At 41.6% G+C, this 17,802-nt stretch carries 16 protein-coding genes; 1 reads left to right on the top strand and 15 read right to left on the bottom strand.

Annotation, left to right across the window (positions count from 1 at the left end; genetic code table 11):
• The 7 genes from IGK85_RS12965 to IGK85_RS12995 form a co-directional block, all read right to left on the bottom strand.
• Positions 1-2,127, bottom strand: a complete 2,127-nt coding sequence (locus IGK85_RS12965; RefSeq protein ID WP_008380623.1) for a glycoside hydrolase family 65 protein — start codon at positions 2,125-2,127, stop codon at positions 1-3.
• Entirely contained in the window at positions 2,114-2,950 is an 837-nt protein-coding gene (locus IGK85_RS12970; RefSeq protein WP_429972257.1) for a carbohydrate ABC transporter permease, read from the bottom strand. The genes IGK85_RS12965 and IGK85_RS12970 overlap by 14 nt, the downstream gene beginning before the upstream one ends.
• Before the next feature lie 5 nt (positions 2,951-2,955).
• Complete coding sequence (locus IGK85_RS12975; protein ID WP_008380619.1) at positions 2,956-3,864, bottom strand: carbohydrate ABC transporter permease; 909 nt, start codon at positions 3,862-3,864, stop codon at positions 2,956-2,958.
• Positions 3,865-3,926: 62 nt separating this feature from the next.
• A complete protein-coding gene (locus IGK85_RS12980; protein ID WP_005234084.1) occupies positions 3,927-5,204 on the bottom strand; it encodes a sugar ABC transporter substrate-binding protein in 1,278 nt (425 codons plus the stop codon).
• Positions 5,205-5,215: 11 nt separating this feature from the next.
• The gene (locus IGK85_RS12985) at positions 5,216-7,543 is read right to left on the bottom strand and encodes a glycoside hydrolase family 65 protein (protein ID WP_008380616.1); all 2,328 of its coding nucleotides are present in this window, start codon (positions 7,541-7,543) and stop codon (positions 5,216-5,218) included.
• Between the two features lie 50 nt (positions 7,544-7,593).
• Positions 7,594-7,887 carry a hypothetical protein gene (locus IGK85_RS12990; RefSeq protein ID WP_005234082.1) on the bottom strand — a complete coding sequence of 98 codons (294 nt, stop codon included), beginning with the start codon at positions 7,885-7,887 and terminating at the stop codon, positions 7,594-7,596.
• Complete coding sequence (locus IGK85_RS12995) at positions 7,865-8,278, bottom strand: RDD family protein (protein WP_008380613.1); 414 nt, start codon at positions 8,276-8,278, stop codon at positions 7,865-7,867. Before IGK85_RS12995 ends, IGK85_RS12990 begins: the two co-directional genes overlap by 23 nt.
• Positions 8,279-8,507: 229 nt before the next feature.
• On the opposite strand from IGK85_RS12995, the gene IGK85_RS13000 reads away from it, so the two are divergent.
• Positions 8,508-9,722, top strand: a complete 1,215-nt coding sequence (locus tag IGK85_RS13000) for an amidohydrolase family protein (RefSeq protein ID WP_008380611.1) — start codon at positions 8,508-8,510, stop codon at positions 9,720-9,722.
• Between the two features lie 91 nt (positions 9,723-9,813).
• On the opposite strand, the gene rbsK is transcribed toward IGK85_RS13000, so the two are convergent.
• The 8 genes from rbsK to IGK85_RS13040 all read right to left on the bottom strand — a co-directional run bounded on the left by rbsK (position 9,814) and on the right by IGK85_RS13040 (position 17,796).
• Positions 9,814-10,743 (bottom strand): ribokinase, encoded by a 930-nt coding sequence (rbsK, locus tag IGK85_RS13005; RefSeq protein WP_081487936.1) that lies wholly within the window; start codon positions 10,741-10,743, stop codon positions 9,814-9,816.
• 4 nt (positions 10,744-10,747) lie between these two features.
• Entirely contained in the window at positions 10,748-11,191 is a 444-nt protein-coding gene (locus tag IGK85_RS13010) for a GNAT family N-acetyltransferase (RefSeq protein ID WP_008380608.1), read from the bottom strand.
• 55 nt (positions 11,192-11,246) lie between these two features.
• On the bottom strand, positions 11,247-12,617 hold the full coding sequence (gene dcuC / locus IGK85_RS13015) for a C4-dicarboxylate transporter DcuC (RefSeq protein ID WP_005234077.1): 1,371 nt from the start codon (positions 12,615-12,617) through the stop codon (positions 11,247-11,249).
• Positions 12,618-12,629: 12 nt separating this feature from the next.
• On the bottom strand, positions 12,630-13,550 hold the full coding sequence (gene rihC / locus IGK85_RS13020; RefSeq protein WP_008380607.1) for a ribonucleoside hydrolase RihC: 921 nt from the start codon (positions 13,548-13,550) through the stop codon (positions 12,630-12,632).
• 141 nt (positions 13,551-13,691) lie between these two features.
• Positions 13,692-14,705 (bottom strand): LacI family DNA-binding transcriptional regulator, encoded by a 1,014-nt coding sequence (locus tag IGK85_RS13025; RefSeq protein ID WP_008380606.1) that lies wholly within the window; start codon positions 14,703-14,705, stop codon positions 13,692-13,694.
• 151 nt (positions 14,706-14,856) lie between these two features.
• Positions 14,857-15,666, bottom strand: coding sequence for an alpha/beta hydrolase (locus IGK85_RS13030; RefSeq protein ID WP_008380605.1), 810 nt, complete (start codon positions 15,664-15,666; stop codon positions 14,857-14,859).
• Positions 15,667-15,676: 10 nt separating this feature from the next.
• Positions 15,677-17,143 carry an alpha-L-fucosidase gene (locus tag IGK85_RS13035; RefSeq protein WP_005234073.1) on the bottom strand — a complete coding sequence of 489 codons (1,467 nt, stop codon included), beginning with the start codon at positions 17,141-17,143 and terminating at the stop codon, positions 15,677-15,679.
• The gene (locus tag IGK85_RS13040) at positions 17,140-17,796 is read right to left on the bottom strand and encodes an SGNH/GDSL hydrolase family protein (RefSeq protein ID WP_005234072.1); all 657 of its coding nucleotides are present in this window, start codon (positions 17,794-17,796) and stop codon (positions 17,140-17,142) included. Before IGK85_RS13040 ends, IGK85_RS13035 begins: the two co-directional genes overlap by 4 nt.
• Positions 17,797-17,802 lie beyond the last annotated feature (6 nt).

Below are 17,802 nucleotides of genomic sequence, written 5' to 3' on the forward strand. Positions count from 1 at the left end.
CTATCTCTCCTTTATCCAAATACCACCATCAGCCTTCGTAGCGAGCAATTGGGTTGTCTCCGCTAACTGACAGTCAATATCGCGATCCTTTAAACTGATTTTAACAGGTTCTCCTTGATAAAAGAGCGTAAATTTTAGTTCTTTTATTTTCTGTGGCAAATGATTCGCTAATCGCAGGCCTTGATCGTAATACAACCCTGCAAAACCGTAAATCAAGCTCAGCCAGCTTCCCCCCATATTTGCTGCGTGAATGCCATCGACAACATTTTTTTGGAGATCCGTTAAATCCATCAAAGCCGTATCCATAAAATAACGATAGGCTTTTTCAGAATCCCCAATTCGACTCGCCATCACGCTAAAAATAGAACGAGACAAGGAGGAATCATGCGTCGTCACTTGTTCGTAATAGTCATAATCTTTTTTTAATTGCTCAAGACTGAAGTCTCCTGTATAGAGCATTTGGGCTAAAACCGTATCGGCTTGCTTACAGACTTGATGTTTGTAGATGACCATTGGATGATAATGCAGCAGGAGAGGATACTTTTCAGCAGGTGTAGTTTCAAATGGCCAGACTGCTTGTTCTAAGAATCCATCGTCTTGCTTCGTAATCCCTCGCTGTTCATCGTAACCAAAGTACATTAAGTCGGCTGCTTGCTGCCAAGCACTAATTGTTTCTTGGTATTTACCATACCGCTGTGCTAACTCAATGGCATAATATAGATTATTTTGAACCATTTTATTCGTATAAAAATTATTATTAACAAGGGCACTGTACTCATCAGGTCCAGTCACTCCATTGATGCAAAAGGCAAGTTTGCCCTCTTTTTCTACTAGATCGCCATAGCTCAACCAGAATTTCGCCGTTTCAAAAACAACTTCACTGCCAACCGTTTCGATGAATGCCTGGTCGCCAGTCACTCGTTCATACAATTGGAATGCATAAACGATATCCGCATTGATATGGACTTGGGCAGTTCCCGCTGGATAATAAGCACTCGTCTCATTTCCATCAATTGTTCGCCAAGCAAACAAAGCACCCTCTTGGCTTAGCTCCTGCGCCCGTTGTTTGGCTTGCGGCAAGATCTTCCCGCGATAGGAAAGCAATGCCTTGGCTATTTCAGGGTTCGTGAAAATAAAAAACGGCAACAGATACATTTCCGTATCCCAGAAGTAATGCCCTTCATATCCCTCGCCAGTCAATCCTTTGGCTGCGAAATTTGTTCTGCCGTCTCGCCCCGCACCTTGATTCAAATGAAACAAATTGAACCGAATGCCTTTTTGAAGAACTGGATCTCCTTCGATTTGGATATCACTTGCCGCCCAAAATTGCTGATAACTTTGTTGCTGCTCTTGCAAGAGAACTTCAAAATCGGCTAACTCTTGGTTAAAAGGTGTTTCGTGATTTTGATTATCTTCAAGTAGTTTCATTTGGAAAACCGTCGTAAGCGTTTCCTCTGCTTGTAATTGCTTTTCGCCATTGATCACTCGAATTGCTATACTTCGTTGACTATTTTCAGCAGTCCAAATCGCATAATCCTGATAATCAGCTTTTCGTAAGTGATGTGCTTTACTGGCAACCCGAGGATCATCTGTTTGAACAATTGCTGCTTTTTGTTCTAACGGATGTGTCATGGAAATTGGCTCTGAGAAATTGGTGTTCTTAATTTGATACTGACAGACGTAGAGTTCACTTCGTGTCATAGAGGCAAACGACTGCATCACCAATTCAAAAGTTTTACCTAGTGGCGTTACTACTTTATAGGATTCATCCAACACGCCTTTTTCCAAATCCAAAGTCATTTGTATAGGCTTTACTTGCCATTCTGAAGCACTAGAGTCCTCGTCACCAATCTGTAAACGTACGCCTCTTAGATTCGGCAGCTTGATGATCGTCTGATGCTCTTTGGCATAGCCGTATGCCCATTCACCGTATTGAATCGGCTCACTATCAAAAAAACCGTTAACAAAGGAGCCCGGATTTCCCCCGTAAAGCTCATTAACTTTTAAAGGATGCCCTGCCCGCACGCCAATTTGACCATTGCCAACTGCAAACAATGCTTCTAAGTATTCAGGGGTTTGATGAGAAAGTTCCTGTGCTCTTACTTTAAATGAATCATTTTTCGCCATCCATTCGCACTCCTTGTAAGAAATATTTGTTGAACAGCAAGTAAATGATCACAATGGGAATGATCGTGATCACACTTGCCGCCATCGTCTGATCCCATCGTACACCACCATTTCGACTTTGGAAAGTCTGCAACCCTAGAGTCAAAGTATATTTACTTGGTGTGGTCAAATAGAGCATTGGTTTCATGAATTCATTCCAAAAGCCCATAAAAATAAAGACAGCTTGTGTTGCGATGGATGGTTTTGCTAATGGCATCACGATACGAAAGAATGTTTGAAATCTGCCGAGACCATCGATTGCCGCAGCTTCTTCCACATCTTTTGGAAAAGATAAAAAGAATTGACGCATCATAAAGATATTCCCGATGTTGATACCAGCTGGTAAAATCAACGCTGAAAAACTATCTAACATTCCTAGATTCATCAAGATTAAGTAATTTGGAATCAACAAAACCTGAGCTGGCACCATCATCAATGCCAAAAATCCATAGTAAATTCGTTCACGCCCCGGAAAATTTAATCTTGCTAAGGCATAACCTGCCATCGTATTTAATAAAATATTGATGGTCGTTCCAATAACGGATATAGTCACGGAGTTTAGAAACCAGCGCATAAACAAAGAAGAGCGCCCCAAGACATATCGAAAATTGTCTAAAGTAAACTCATTGGGGATCAAACTCATATCCCCAGAAACAATTTCTCTATAGGGTTTGAAAGATGCAGCAATTGCCCAGACAAAAGGATAAAAGGTCAGTACTGCATAAAGAATCAAGATCGTATAGAGCAAGATCTTTAAAATTTTTGTTTTCTCTTTTCCTCTCACGGACGTTACCCTCTTTCTTTGTTCAATTTTTCTGCTAAAAGTGACGTGATAAAGATAATAATTGCTAAAACGATCGCTAATGCTGCCGCATACCCCATCGTGTTCATTTGTCCAAAGGCGTATTGGTAAATCATTAGTGACAAGGTCAGAGTCGAATTGTTGGGTCCCCCTGATCCGTTCGAGAAGATATACGCCTGGTCAAACATCTGAAAGGTACCAATGATCCCCGTCAGCAGTACATAGGTAGTGATTGGGCGTAGATAAGGAATCGTGATATACCGTAATTTATCCACGGTTGTCGCACCATCGATCTCTGCTGCTTCGTACAAAGAATGAGGCAGATCAACTAAAGAAGCCAAATAGATCGTCATATAATAAGGCACGGTCGACCAGATATTCATTACCATAATCACTTTCAACGCATAGGCCGGTTCTTGTAAAAAATTTATTGGTTCTGAGTAAAATCCTAAATTCATAAATAAGTCATTGACTGGACCGTAAATATTAAAAATAAACATAAAGATGATCGTCAATGCTGAACTAGAAGTTAAAGTTGGCAAAAAATAAACCATCCGAAACAGTTTCTTCCCCTTGATTCCTTTGCTGCTTAAAATATACGCGATAATCAAAGCAAAAATCGTTTGTAACGGAACGACGACCAAGGCAAACGTGGCCGTATTTCTAAGAGCGATTCGCGCTTTTTGATCGGTGAAGATACGTAAATAGTTTTCTATCCCTTTAAAAGAAAATGTATTGGTAAACAAATTGACGTCGTTGAAAGATAGATAAAAAGCAAAGAGAACAGCTAAGACGAAAAAGATTCCTACGACAATGATTGCTGGAGCCAGAAAGAGCCACGCTTGTCGGATTTCTTGCCATTGGCTTTTTGTATAGTTAGTTTTTTTTCGTTCCATCATGTTGTCACCTTTCCCAAAAGAAAAGAGAGAGGAGTTCCTCTCCCTCGTTCAAATTCAGACTAGTTTGCTGTAATATCTGCGTTCGCTTGTTCATCAGCAGCTTCCATTGCTTCTTCAAAGGTCATGTTTCCATTTAAAGCATTCGGTAAAAAGTTTTGATAGGCTTTGTTGATCGTATCTAAAGTGGTGCCCTTTTGCCAAATCGTTGCATAATCCCAAGCCTCTAGGTGAACATTCAAGTCACTGTTTTCTGTGATTTTGGCCGCATCTGCTACATCTTGACGACTAGGTAATGTCCCGGTTCCTTCAACCCATGCTTGCATACCGCTTTGACCAGTAGCGTGTTGAATCCATTTATCTGCCAAGGCACTTTTTTCAGTCCCAACATATTTTCCCCAACCGACAGAAAACATCATTGACCCTTCCGTTCCTTTATACGTTGGCATTTCTTTCACAACAAAAGGAATATCAGGAAATTCTGTCTTAAGTGTCTCATACACCCAGTTTCCTTCATCCATGATCGCAATTTTTCCAGAACCAAAAGCTTCGCCGTTCCAACCTGTTCCGATATCTTGCGGTGTAACAGCTGCTTTCGTATCGACCAACTCTTTTAAAATCGAAAGATTATCAACTACTGCTGGATCAGCCAAATTAGCCGTCCCATCTTCATTGATTGGTTGAGCATTTTCACGCGTTGCAAGATGATAGTTGCGAGCCATATCTTGGTTATAGCTCATGGCAAAAACATTTCCGTCACCATACGCCTCATTGATTTTTTCTTGGAACGACGGCAGCCACTCAACATACGCTTCAAGTGTGTCTGGCACTTCATCGATCGACACACCCGCTTCTTCAAAAATCGCTGTATTGAAATAGAGTGCTAAAGTTGACATATCTTTGGGAACAGCCTGCAGTTGTCCATCCGAAGTCGTAAAAGCATCGATCAAGCTATCATAAAACTGCTCACTTTCAAAATTAGCCGGATCCAGCTCTGCAAGTGTGCCATTCTCTGAGAACCATGGGAACATATAGGCATCCACGTAAAAGACATCTGGTGCCGTTCTACCAGCCATGTCAGCTTGAATTTGGGTATTATAATCGGTATATACTTTCTTTTCAACTGTAGCACCCGTTGCTTCTTCAAAAGATTGAATCATTTCATCCAACGATTTTTCTTCTGCCTCGTTGCCACCCCAAACACCGATCGTTAACGAATCCCCCGTGAAATCCGTCTGATCTGTCGAACTACTGGTGTCTTCGTTTCCCCCACAAGCTGCCAGCACCACTGCTCCAGACAATAGAAGCCCTGTTCCTACTACTTTTTTCCATCCAGTCATTTTATTTCCCCCTAAAAAGTGATTTTGATTTGTTCTTCAAGCAGATAAACCTTATCAAAAGCGATAAACTCAATCGCTTGCTCCCCATGGTTGGTGACCGTAAAACCTTCCTGTGTGACCTCAATCTTTAATGGCTGTTGGTGCCACATAATACCAAATTCAAGTGCTTCCCAAGCCTTTGGTAAATGTGGTTCGATTCTTAACTGGCCGTCTAAACAACGGACACCACCATAGCCGAAGACCGTCATTTGCCAAATACCGCCGAGTGATGCTGCATGAATCCCTTCATTGGAAGACAGCATATTTTCTCCCATATCAATGTTGATTGCTTGTTGAAACAAATCATAAGAAAGTGCTACTTCCCCTAAATCAGCAGCGAGGATGGCATGTGTCGATAAGGATAAGGAAGAATCATGCAACGTTTTCGGCTCATAGTAATCCCAATTCAACCGTTTCTCTTCTTTTGGAAAAAGGTTCTCAAATAAGAACAAGAGCAAAAGAACATCCGCTTGTTTCGAAACTTGCATCTCGTTGACCTGTTCTAAGTTATACTCATGGAACAGTGTGCCTACTTGCGAATCATTTTTATATTTCGTGAGATCGATCTCCTTTTTCGTCAAATAGGTATCATCTTGCGGGATGATTCCCGCTTCATTCGGTTGCGGTAAATAAATAGCAGCTACTTTTGCTTGCCATTCTTGATAAGCTTCATTTAATGGTAATTTTTCAGCTAGTTTCGTAAATTGTTCTGGCTGGTTCTTTTTCAACTCTTCATACAATGAAATAGCTAATTGAATGTTCCAGTGCGCAGTATGATTCGTGAAAGCATTATTATCGACATGCTCCTTATATTCATCTGGTCCGACAACGTCTAAAATTTCAAAGCGCTGGTTTTCTTCGGACCACTCTAAACGACTCGCCCAGAAGATCGCTGTATCAAAAATCACTTCATAGCCTTTTTCCCATGCAAATTGTTGATCATTCGTTACATCAATAAATTGTTTGATGCCGTAGGTGACATCGCTGGTAATATGCTGTTCAATAAATCCTGACCAAATTTTCGTTGGTAAGCCCGTAAGGATATCCGCAGCGCCCCAAACTGGCGTAGTCTCACCATCTTCAGGCCAAGCAGCTTCCCACGGAAATTGGGCGCCTTGATAGCCGTTATCAGTAGCTTTTTTATGGGCACCAGCCAAACCTAAATAGCGATAAGTCACTAATTTTTTGGCGATTTCTGGGTGTGTGAAGGTAAAATATGGCAGCATAAAAATCTCTGTATCCCAAAAGGTATGTCCTTTGTACCCTTCCCCAGATAGGCCTTTGGCACCTATGTTCATGCGTTCGTCATGGGCTGGTGTCATCACATGTAGATGATATTTTGCAAAATGAATCGCTAATTGATCTAGTGTGTTCTCTGTCTTGATTTTGATTGGAAAGACGGACCAGACTTCTTTGTCCCATGCCGCTGCTGAAGCTTTTGCTAATTCCTGATAGCCGTTTTTGCGAATCTCTTTCAGCTCTTCAAGGGCAATCTTCTTCAAATCTTGTGGTGTCTTTCCTAAATGCTCTTTATCGATCGTGGTATAAACAGAAGAGAACTTCTCAAGCTTCAACGTCTCATTAGGTGCCAAGGTTTGCCAGTAACGATTGTAGATTTTCCGTCTTCCCATCTCGATCCGCTTCTTGGTTCCATCATAGCAATCTTCTGTTTTTTCTAGATTATGTGCTGTCGAAAGAACAAAGGCGATCTTAGATTGAGTGGTCTTTGGCATCATTTGTAAGAAACGATTTTCTGTTAATGATTTGTCACCTTCAGTAAAATGCTGTGAGCCGCTATTTGTCTTTTGTCCGTCAATACCAGAAATAATTTCCAACGTGACTTCTTTTCCTAAATTTTCGACCAGCACTTGTTGCGCAAACACATGCTTTTGGGCAAAGGAAACACATCGCTTAAAGGTCAGTTCGACATTAATCTGACCATGTTTCCATTGAAAGGAGCGCGTGAGTTCCCCAGTTCTCAAATTTAAGACACGTGAATAGTTTGAATATTTGCCTTTTGATAAATCTAATCGTTCGCCATCAAAAAGGAGCTCCATTCCAATCATATCCGGCACATTAGGAAGCTCAGTCACTTCATTTTCGTCGAATTTATTAAAGGTTCCTGCAACAAAAAGATTACGCGTTTCGCCAACATATTTCTCTTCTGTCACAGAGCGCATCCCCAGATACCCGTTGCCCAAACACATGATGGCTTCTGCTTTGCCTAACCATTTTGTATCAAAGGTCTTTTCCGTAATTTTCCAAGGGTCTTCTTTTAAATACTGCATCGCTGTCTCCATTTTTTCCTCCTACTTCTTCAGAAAACGTTTTAGTTTCTTTCAAAAATTTTTTATTTATAAAAATAGTTATTGGACCGAAACAAAAGTACAATCAAGCCCATGAAATAACTACCAATTACTAGGACAATTGCTGCGTTAAGAAACACCCATCCTACGATCAAGTGGAGTGGCGCATAGTAAGCATAATCTCTAATTATTTTTGCGGCTTGGTATTCGTTTCGCCACTTCCAAGCAATAAGACTAGCACTAGCCCAAGCAAAAATAACTAACAAAAGTAGCGCTTGTGTATTGATCTCCAATAAAGGATTCCCTGTTAACAACTCATCGAAGGAGGTTTCGTTCATACTGATCATTCCCCTGTTTCTTATTGAACCCCACTACACTTTGTCCTAAAATGTCGTGTAACGTTTTTTTCGTACCTAGATAGAGGAAGAAAGAACCAGTGAAAAACAACCAACCGATCATTGGTAAAAAGTAGAGCAATTTTGTTACTTCCCTCATTCCTACAGTTAATAAATTACGTTGATTCGTAAAAACAACGAGTTTCGCAAAATGTTTGCCAATCGTTTTCCCCTCAAAACTACTCAAACAAATCATGTTGTAGACCACAAAGAGAAGTTGTGGCAAGACAATCGTTACTCCAGCAGGTACCATTAGGAGATAGCTAAGCATGGTACTTGGTAAAAAAATGATCATGCAATCAATCAAAAATGCTAGCAATCTTAGTAACAGCATATTTGTCCCCTTTTTTTCGAAAACCTTTTCGTTACATCCACATATTACCAAACATCTTTTCTCTATTCAAGCGTTTTCATAAAAAATAATTTTTATTTTTTCCGATTTCCTAATGGAAAATCGCGTAAATACTAAAACGTTTTAGATTGTCTGTTTTTTTGCAAGCGATTTGGTTGGGAACCAGCTTTACTTGTGATACCATGAAGCAAATACGAAAGAAGGCGATTTCTTGGATTTATGGCTTACAAATGTACAACTTGAGACGAGTTATTTAAAAGAAGGCGATTGGTCTTATGGAACCAAAACAGAAAATACAGCAATCGGGATCAATGATGGAAAAATAGCGGAGATCGTGCCGATGACCGAATGGCAGGCATCAAGCGAAGCGACGATCATTGATGGGGGAAATCAGTTATTGTTGCCAGGATTGATCGAAAAACATTGTCATTTGGACAAAAGTAAATTAGGTACTCCTTGGCGTCCAGTAACGCCGGCAGCTAGCTTGGTGGAACGATTTGAAACTGAGATTCCCCAATTAGATGCCTTGCCGTTATCGATCAAAGAACGCGGACAAGCGCTGATCGATTTAGAACTGCCTCATGGTGCGGTGATGTTCCGCTCACATATTGATATTGAACCAATGACTCAGCTGCGTTATTTTGATGCGATTACCGAATTAGTTGCCGAACAACCTTTTGGCTCGGAGTTGGTCTTATTCCCACAACATGGCTTATTGCGCTCAAATGCTGCTTCTTTGATTGAAGAAGCCTTAGCAACGGGCAAAGAATCTTTTATTGGCGGTGTTGATCCTTATACACTCGATCAAGATTACCAGGCTTCCTTACGGACAACTTTTGAACTTGCTCAAAAAGGACATGTCGGGATTGACCTCCATCTTCACGATCGGCAAGAAGCTGGCAGAGCGACCGTCAAAGAAATGATTCGTTTGACGAAGGAATTCAATATGCAAGGAAATGTGGCGATCAGTCACGCCTTTGGTCTAAATGACTTTGAAGGCACAGAACGAAAAGAAGTCTTTCAAGCCTTAGCAGATTTAGAGATCCACATCATTTCAAGTATTCCCATCAGCCCTGGCACGATTCCACCGCTTAAGGAATTGCAAAGCTATGGCGTTGCTGTTCATATTGGTTGCGACAACGTCTATGATTCTTGGTCTTCTCTAGGAGATGGTTCTTTACAAGAAAAACTGGCCCGCTATTTAGAGATTTTTGCCGTCAAAAGTCAGGAAGACTTGACGCAAGCATTAGGTTTAGTCACGGATGGCAAAGTCCCATTGGATAAAAACGGTGCGCAGCAATGGCCTAAGGTTGGTGATTCGGCTGATTTCTTACTGACACCAGCTACTTGTACGGCAGAATTCGTTGCCCGTAAAGGCTTCGTCAGCAAAAGCTTTTATCAAGGAACAGTTGTTTTCACCGCATAAATCTTATCTATGTAAAAGGCATCTGCGCTTCTTTTTAGAGGCGCAGATGCCTTTTTTCAGGAATAGTCGTTTGCTAATTGTACATAGCCTTTCAGGTAAATGAATCAACCTGCTGCTTCATAAACTCTTCTATTTCACTTCTTAGTGGCATTCCTGTTTGAGCCCCCAGCTTTTGAACGGACAGACTAGCTCCATTATTCGCCATAGAAACGGCTTCATAAAAATCGGCTCCTTCCCCTAAAGCTGCTGCCAAGATGCCATTAAAGGTATCCCCTGCACCGGTAGTGTCTACAACTGAAACTTTGTTCGATGGAATCGTCACAACTTGTGACTTTTCTACAAATGTTACCCCTTTGCTTCCTCGTGTGACAACGATTCGCGTGGCATATTTTTTTTGCCAATCAGCAATGACCTGCTCAATTTCGTCTTCCAAAATGGCCTCTTTACCGATCAAAGCGGCAAATTCCGTTTCATTTGGTGTCAAAATATCAATATACGGCAGGAGTTCCGGTACGATTTCATTGTAAGGAGCAGGATTCAAAATCGTTAGAACTCCTTTTTTCTTGGCAAGAATCAATGCTTGTTTGATTGTTTCCACAGGAATTTCCAGTTGAGTAAGTAAGATATCCCCTTGTGAAAGTTCACTGATTGTTTGCTGAACGTAGGCTTCATCGATCAGTCCATTCGCACCGGGGACGACAGTGATACAATTATCCTCTGCTAATTTAAAAATACTCGCAATTCCTGTGAACATATTTTTTTCACGGGAAACAGCCGATAAATCGAGAGCTTCTCTGCTGAGGTGCTGAAGAACCTTTTCCCCAAAAGTATCTTCCCCGATTTTCCCTAAAAATTTTGTTGATGCACCGTAACGAGAAGCTGCCACTGCTTGATTTGCTCCTTTGCCCCCGACAAAATAATCAATTTGCTCCCCAATGATCGTTTCGCCGATCCTCGGCATTCGTGTTGTCGTGATCACGATATCCATGTTCACACTACCTAAAATCGTTATCTTACTCAAAAAATCACCTATTTCTCTTGAATATATAAAAAGGACCAAAGGCTTCCCGACCCTCAATGGTCGTTTCACCAACCTTTAAAAACCCTGTTTTTACAAATAATCGCTGCATGGGCAGATTGGTATGATTTGTGATTGAAAGAAGTGTTTCCCCTTCATCACACTGTTGTTCCAAACAGCTTCTGATCCACTGGCGGCCAAAGCCTTGCCCCGCTTGAGATGGTCTCGCAACGAGTCGCTGAATCGTTCTTATCCCATGATATTCTTTGCTACAATTTGACAATGAGTCAACTGACAAAACACCGACACTTACAATGTTTTTATTTTCATCCTTCAACACCAACAGTTCCTTTTTCTCGATATCCTTCGCTAAGATTTCTAGGGAGGGATAAGTATCAGTCCACTGGTAGATTTTCCTTCTATTCATCTGCTGCTTTGCTTCGATGAACATTTGAAAAATCTCTGCTAATTCTTGTCGTGACGCCCTTTGAAGTTCATTCATGACTCTAGTAAGGGAGCAATACCAACGACAAAATGACCACTGCTATAATCCCAACGATCGTTGGAACGCTGGTTCGTTTCAGTAACCGAACAGGGCTGACGTCGATTGAAGAAGACACAATCATAATTACAGCGGCAACTGGTGAGATCGTTCTGCCAAGATTGGCGATCATCTGCATTGGCAAGGCGATCAAAATCCCGTCAATTCCCGCTTTAGCGGCAATATCGGGAATCAGTTCAATCACAGCGTAAAACATCGCCAATCCTCCGCCACTCAAAATACCGAACAATGCGGTTGCGCCGCTGAATATCAATGCCGTTAACACGCCAGCAGATTGAGAATTTTCTACCGCACTCATTAGTGAATCAATCACTCCTAAGCTTTGGATAGCTGTGGTAAATAATGATCCACCCACAACCAACATGACTACTTGACTAAACCCTTGTCCCATTCCTTTGAATAGTTCCACTGCACTTTCTTGCGCGATTTTGAAAGATTTCTTTCTCAAACATTCAATCAGTAATGCGACAAAAAAGGAAATCATCGTTAGGACGAAAATATCCATTGTTACACCTTCTTTGAATATACCGATTATACCAACGATAATGATCAACACCAAAGGAAGTAGTGGTAAAATTGCATAAAATCCAGGAACAGCCGTTTCTTCTGACTTACTTTCAATTTCTTTTAGTTCTACAAAGGCATCTTTGCCTTCTTTTTTATCACAATACGTTTGCCAAAAGTAATGAACAATGGCCATGATCAGCAATGTTGGGATGGAAATTTTCGCATGGTACAGAACATAAGTTAAGATGTTGTAATTCAATGTCTGAGCCGCAATCACATTATCCGCACCTAATGGCGTCGGCATGATCGTGGCAGTCATTGCGATAACTCCGGCTGCTGTTAAGGAAGAGATACCAATCCCTTGAAGCAGTGGATAAAGGATTGCCATCAAAATTATTGCCAAACTAGATGCACTTGGGACGACTAACGACATCAAATTCCCTAATAAGAAAACGATCGGAATAAATAATGCCTTAGACTTGATTTTGGTCATTGGCTGAACCAGGATATTGACAGCTTTTTGATTGGCACCAATGAGATTCATATAACCTGAATATCCGAATAAGATCATGATCACTAGACCAGCAGAACTTACTTGAGAGATGATCGTATCTTTAAGCTTTAAAAAAATATCGAATAAGGCCAAGCCAGTCCCTTCGCCTTCTGGGTAAAGCGGATTTCCTAAAGCAACGGATGCACAAAGCAAGACAAGTGCCCCAATAATCAAAATCAATGCTGGATTATAACTCTTAATAATAAAATATCCGACGATCCCCAAAACAACGAGTACTAAAATCGCTTCTATCATTTCTTTCCCCTCCTATTTACACTTGCTGATTGCCTGTAAAAACCATTCTTTAAAGAGCGCTTCATCGATATCGACACAAACACGGCAATTGTTTTTCTGCTTCAGACGATTGTTGAGATCGACAATTGTCGCACCTGCTGTGTAGGCTCCTTGTGTTTCGATCGCAACAAAAGTCTCTTGAACAGTGAACATCTCTGGACACAAAAGATAAGCGATCGCGCAACTGTCATACATTTTCAGCCCCGTGCCAAAACTGCCACCACGGTATTTTTTGAATAATTGAACCATCATATCTCCGGTTTGATTCATTTCTTTGATTTTTGCACTGTCTTCTGGGTAAACAAGCGCTTTGGCGCCCACATCTAATGGTGCTACAGAAAGTGGTAAGCCGCTCTCAAAAACAATCGTTGCAGCCTCGGGGTCAATCGCAATATTGAACTCTGACAATACACCAAAGTTTCCTCTGCCTAAGGCTCCGCCCATTAAAACGATCTCATCGATTTTTTCTTTGACTTCTGGATAAATCTTAAGTAAAAGAGCAATATTCGTTAGAGGACCTAATGCGACAATTGTGATTTTTTCTTTATTCTTTTTGATCGTTTGATACATCGCTTCCACAGCTGAAGTTTCCAGCAGCAATGAACGATCTGGTTCTGGAAATGAATAGCCGGCCATTCCTGTGACCCCATGAACATCGCTGGCATCTTTGACTGCTCGCGTTAGTGGCTGAGATGCACCTTGTGCTGCTGGAATCGACAAATCCCAAAAGGAAAGCAGTTTCAGTAAATTATTGGTGACATGTTCAATACCGACATTTCCGGCCACTGTCGTGATCAACTTGACCTCCAAGACTTCACTAAATAGAGCAATTCCCAACGCAACTGCATCATCGATCCCCGGATCCGTATCAATAATGACTTCTTTTTTTGACATACGTATTCTCCTCTCACCTTTGATAAAACGTTTTATCATTTTTCTAAAAAAAAGCGAACATCTGATAAAGCGTTTTATCTAATGTTCACACAAAGAATAGCATCGTTTTAAAGCGCTGTCAATAGTAAAAAAAGAGTTTCGCTAGGAAACTCTTTCAGTCACACTGTTCTTTTTTATCAATCTAGGTGTCAATTGGACGTAACGTGGCTTCTGTCCGCTGATTGCATTCATCAAGGCAAGAACCGTTTTTTCACCTAAATCATTTACATCTTGTTCCACAGACGTTAGAGATACTTCTAAAAGATCATTCAAAACAAGATTGTCGTATCCTACGATCGAAACATCCTCTGGAACCTTGATTCCTAGTTCTTTGGCACGCTTCATAATTCCCAATGCAATCAAGTCGTTGCCAGCAACAATGCCGGTTACATCTCGGTTTTTTAGGAGAATGTCTGCTTTTTCATAGGCGTCTTCAAATTGGAACTTTGTTACCACATGCCAACTGTCTTTTCGTTGGAGATTGAATTCCTTCAGCGCATCTAAATAGCCTTGGTATCGATACACACAATTGATATTTTTATCAGGGTTCATCATCGTGCCGATCTTTTTGTGTCCTTTTTTTATTAGCTCACTGGTAGCAATATATCCCCCATGCCGATTATTATAAAAGACTTGATCGACCTCAAAGTTATCTATTCCTCTATCAACCAAAACGATTGGAACCGAAAGATTCTTCAATCGTTCTTTGGTTTGTACCTCATCCGCGTAGGATTCGGTTGAAAGGGCGATGATCAACGCATCAACGTTGCGGTCAATCAGGAGCTGAATCAATTCCTTCTCAACGTCAACTTTATCATCTGAGTTGACCAAAATCAGCAGATACCCCTGTTTTCGCAGCAAATCTTCTAAGACCTTGGCCAAGTTGGCAAAAAAAGGATTGTTGATATCTGGGATGATCAGTCCGATCGTATTGGTTTTTTTCAAAACCAGGCTTTTAGCCGCAGCATTCGGCGTATAATTGTTTTCTGCCGCCAAGCGCTTGATTTGCTGTTTTTTTTCTTCTGTGATCCGAATCGGTTTGTCATTTAACACTTGAGAAACGGCTGCGATCGATACACCTACTTCTTTTGCAATGTCTTTTAATCTGACTTTCACTGAATACCCCTTTCGCTTTCCTAATTTTGTAAATGAACCAAGCACTCAATCTTATGTTTTCAGTAAATCCTTTTTATACTGCTGAAAAAACGGATTTGAGAATTAGACAAAGATGATTGATTAAAGATTATACTGTTTTTTTGAATTCCTCTTAGATGTTCCACCTCACCCAATCAGCAAACAATTCTGGCCAACGGACAACCGATGCTTCGATCCCGTGTTGATTGCCGTTGGCGGTTTCCGGTGTTCCTAAACTTAGTCCATGACCACCGCGAGGGAAAATGTGCAGCTCATAAGGTATATTAAATTTGCGCAGCTGTTCGGCAAAAAGGAGGCTGTTTTCCGCCAAGACTAATCCATCTTCTAACGTATGCCAAAGAAACGTCGGCGGTGTCTGTTCATTGACTAAAGTCTCTAAAGACAAAGCCGCTTTTTCTGTTTCATAGCGATCTGCTAATAATGAACGGAAGGAATCTTGGTGCCCAAGTTCACCACTAGATAAGACCGGATAACTCAACAGTAACCCGTTAGGTCGCCATTCTTCATTGGCTCCTTGTAAAGCCTCTGCTAGAAAAGGTTGCTGCCAAGACACACCCAGATTAGCAGCTAAGTGACCACCAGCTGAAAAACCGGCAACAATGATTTTTTCAGGATCGACGTGCCAGACCTCATGATTGGTGCGCACAAGACGAACGGCAGCCGCCAATTCCTTTAAGGCTAACGGATAGACAGCCGGTTTGATACTATAATGCAACACAAAGGCTTGGAAACCAAAGCTCATCATTTTGATGGCGATGGGTTCCGCTTCGCGATCAGACAACATTTCATAGCCGCCGCCAGGACAGATGATGACCGCTGGTCGAACACGATCTGGTTCCATTTCAGGAGAATTTTCCATGACATACGTGGTTAAACTGGCTTGGCTTTCTGGTAAAAGTGCGGTTCTTTTTTCATGTATCACGGATTGCGCCTCATTTCATTGTAATTTTATAGACGATTGGTTGGTCGGTTTCAATTGGTTCAAAAGTTAGTTGCAAGCCTTCATCGGTCACTTGCCAATCAATAGGCTGTTCTTCGTGTCCTAGAATCGTCACGGTTTGGATGATGCCGTGAAATTCTGGCAAATTTTGATCTTTAGACTGGGCCAGTGCTTGGATCCTTGCGTGTCCATTCTCAGGACTTGCCATGCCAATAGCATACAACGAATCCCCCTGAACCGTAAAGCGGAAATCCTGGCTCGTGTATGTCGTCGCCTGTGCCTCTTGAAATTGGCCTGAGACAACGGTCGTGGGTCCTTCCCCGGCTTTGCGCCATGGTTTCGCTTCATAAATGGCTTCACCGTTTACATCCAGCCACGCACCGATTTCTTTTAAGATCGTTTGATCTTTTTCTGGGATCGAACCATTCCCTTTCGGCCCGATATTCAAAAGAAGATTGCCATTTTTGCTGACGACTTCGATCAAATCCTGTAAAATCTCACGCGTTGTTTTGTAATCCAACGTTGTGGTATAACACCATGAATTGCGAGCGATCGCTGTATCTGTTTGCCAGTAAAAAGGTTGTGGTTCGGCAAATTTTCCCCGTTCGATCTCCACGACACCACTACCAAACATCATGGCATCGTGTTTGTAGCAGATACCAACTTTTTTGCCCCATTCAGCCCCACGATTGTAATAGTAAGCAGCGAAAACTTGCAGGTGCTCCTTGAAGGCTTCGTGTTGGATCCACCAATCAAAATACAGCAGCTCTGGTTGATAGTTGTCGACGAGTTCACAGGTTCGCAGTAGCCAATCATCTAAAAACTCTTTTGAGGGATATGGCTCGCTATACAAATCTTGATTATCAGGTTCTGGCATAGCAGGCCAATAAAAGTCGCCTTTTTCTAACGGTTCCTTGATGTCGCTGTCAAATTCCTTACCATGTCCCATGAAAAACCAATGTTCGGCACGATGAGATGAGGTGCAAAAATGCAGGCCTTGTTCCTCAGCTGCTTCTTTTAATTCCGCAAGAATATCTTTTTTCGGTCCCATAACTGCCGCATTCCATTCAGAAAGCTCGCTTTTGTACATCTGAAACCCATCGTGATGTTCTGCAACGGGAAAAAGATAATTGGCACCGGCTTGTTTGATCAGTCTAATCCACTCATTTGCATCGAATTTTTCTGCAGTAAATATGGGAATAAAGTCTTTGTAGCCGAAGTTTTTTTGCGGACCGTAGGTGTTGATATGGTGATCGTATTCCGGATGGTCTTTGATGTACATATTTCTGGAGTACCACTCGTTATTAAATGCAGGAACACTATACAATCCCCAATGAATGAAGACCCCAAATTTTGCTTTGGGGAACCATTCCGGTAGAACAAAAGCGCCCAAAGATTGCCAATTTGGGAAAAAGGGGCCTTGATGCGCGACTTGGTGGATCGTTTCTACTGTGATCATGGTCTTTCCTCCAAAATACCGACTGTTTCCAGCCATGTTTTTGCAATCAACACATGTCCTGCAGTCGACGGATGCACACGATCACTGCTTAAGACATAGGATGACTGATAAAGCAAAAAATCATCAAACTTTTCCTGCGTATCTCCTAAAAGGATACCATACTCTTGCGCTACTTTAGCAAGCACGTGTTGGTAGTTGGTAAGCATTTCTCTTAGTGGATCTTCTTTGTTGGCTTCAACCATAAACGGGGTCAAGAGAATCATTCCTTTGACACTCGGTAATGTCTGAGCGATCAAATCACGCAACTCTGATTCAAATCTTTCAATCCCCACCAGTTCCGTTTGAGCAAATGTGCCATCAAAATGCCGCCACACATCATTTACACCGATCATGATCGTTACCCAATCTGGTTGAAATGCCAATACATCATCCTTCCAACGCTTCTTCAAATCGACGACTGTATCTCCACTGATGCCTCGGTTAACGATCATTAATTCCATTTGTGGGAGTAATGCTGTGGTATAGGCGTTGATCAGATGAACATAGCCGTCCCCCCATGACGACCATCCCGCAGGTATCGCTTGATAATTTCGATTACTATCTGTGATCGAATCCCCCATAAAAAGCAGACGATCTTTTTTATCCACTATCATTGTTTT

Origin of the sequence: Enterococcus sp. AZ015, from assembly GCF_050499225.1 — a bacterium.
GTDB classification, from domain to species: Bacteria; Bacillota; Bacilli; order Lactobacillales; family Enterococcaceae; genus Enterococcus_D; species Enterococcus_D entomosocium.

Excerpts from the sequence above, each read along its gene's own strand:
- IGK85_RS12965 (WP_008380623.1), bottom strand. The coding sequence starts at position 2,127 with ATGGCGAAAAATGATTCATTTAAAGTAAGAGCACAGGAACTTTCTCAT.
- IGK85_RS12975 (WP_008380619.1), bottom strand. The coding sequence starts at position 3,864 with ATGGAACGAAAAAAAACTAACTATACAAAAAGCCAATGGCAAGAAATC.
- IGK85_RS12980 (WP_005234084.1), bottom strand. The coding sequence starts at position 5,204 with ATGACTGGATGGAAAAAAGTAGTAGGAACAGGGCTTCTATTGTCTGGA.
- IGK85_RS12985 (WP_008380616.1), bottom strand. The coding sequence starts at position 7,543 with ATGGAGACAGCGATGCAGTATTTAAAAGAAGACCCTTGGAAAATTACG.
- IGK85_RS12990 (WP_005234082.1), bottom strand. The coding sequence starts at position 7,887 with ATGAACGAAACCTCCTTCGATGAGTTGTTAACAGGGAATCCTTTATTG.
- IGK85_RS12995 (WP_008380613.1), bottom strand. The coding sequence starts at position 8,278 with ATGCTGTTACTAAGATTGCTAGCATTTTTGATTGATTGCATGATCATT.
- IGK85_RS13010 (WP_008380608.1), bottom strand. The coding sequence starts at position 11,191 with ATGTTCATCGAAGCAAAGCAGCAGATGAATAGAAGGAAAATCTACCAG.
- dcuC (WP_005234077.1), bottom strand. The coding sequence starts at position 12,617 with ATGATAGAAGCGATTTTAGTACTCGTTGTTTTGGGGATCGTCGGATAT.
- rihC (WP_008380607.1), bottom strand. The coding sequence starts at position 13,550 with ATGTCAAAAAAAGAAGTCATTATTGATACGGATCCGGGGATCGATGAT.
- IGK85_RS13035 (WP_005234073.1), bottom strand. The coding sequence starts at position 17,143 with ATGATCACAGTAGAAACGATCCACCAAGTCGCGCATCAAGGCCCCTTT.
- IGK85_RS13040 (WP_005234072.1), bottom strand. The coding sequence starts at position 17,796 with ATGATAGTGGATAAAAAAGATCGTCTGCTTTTTATGGGGGATTCGATC.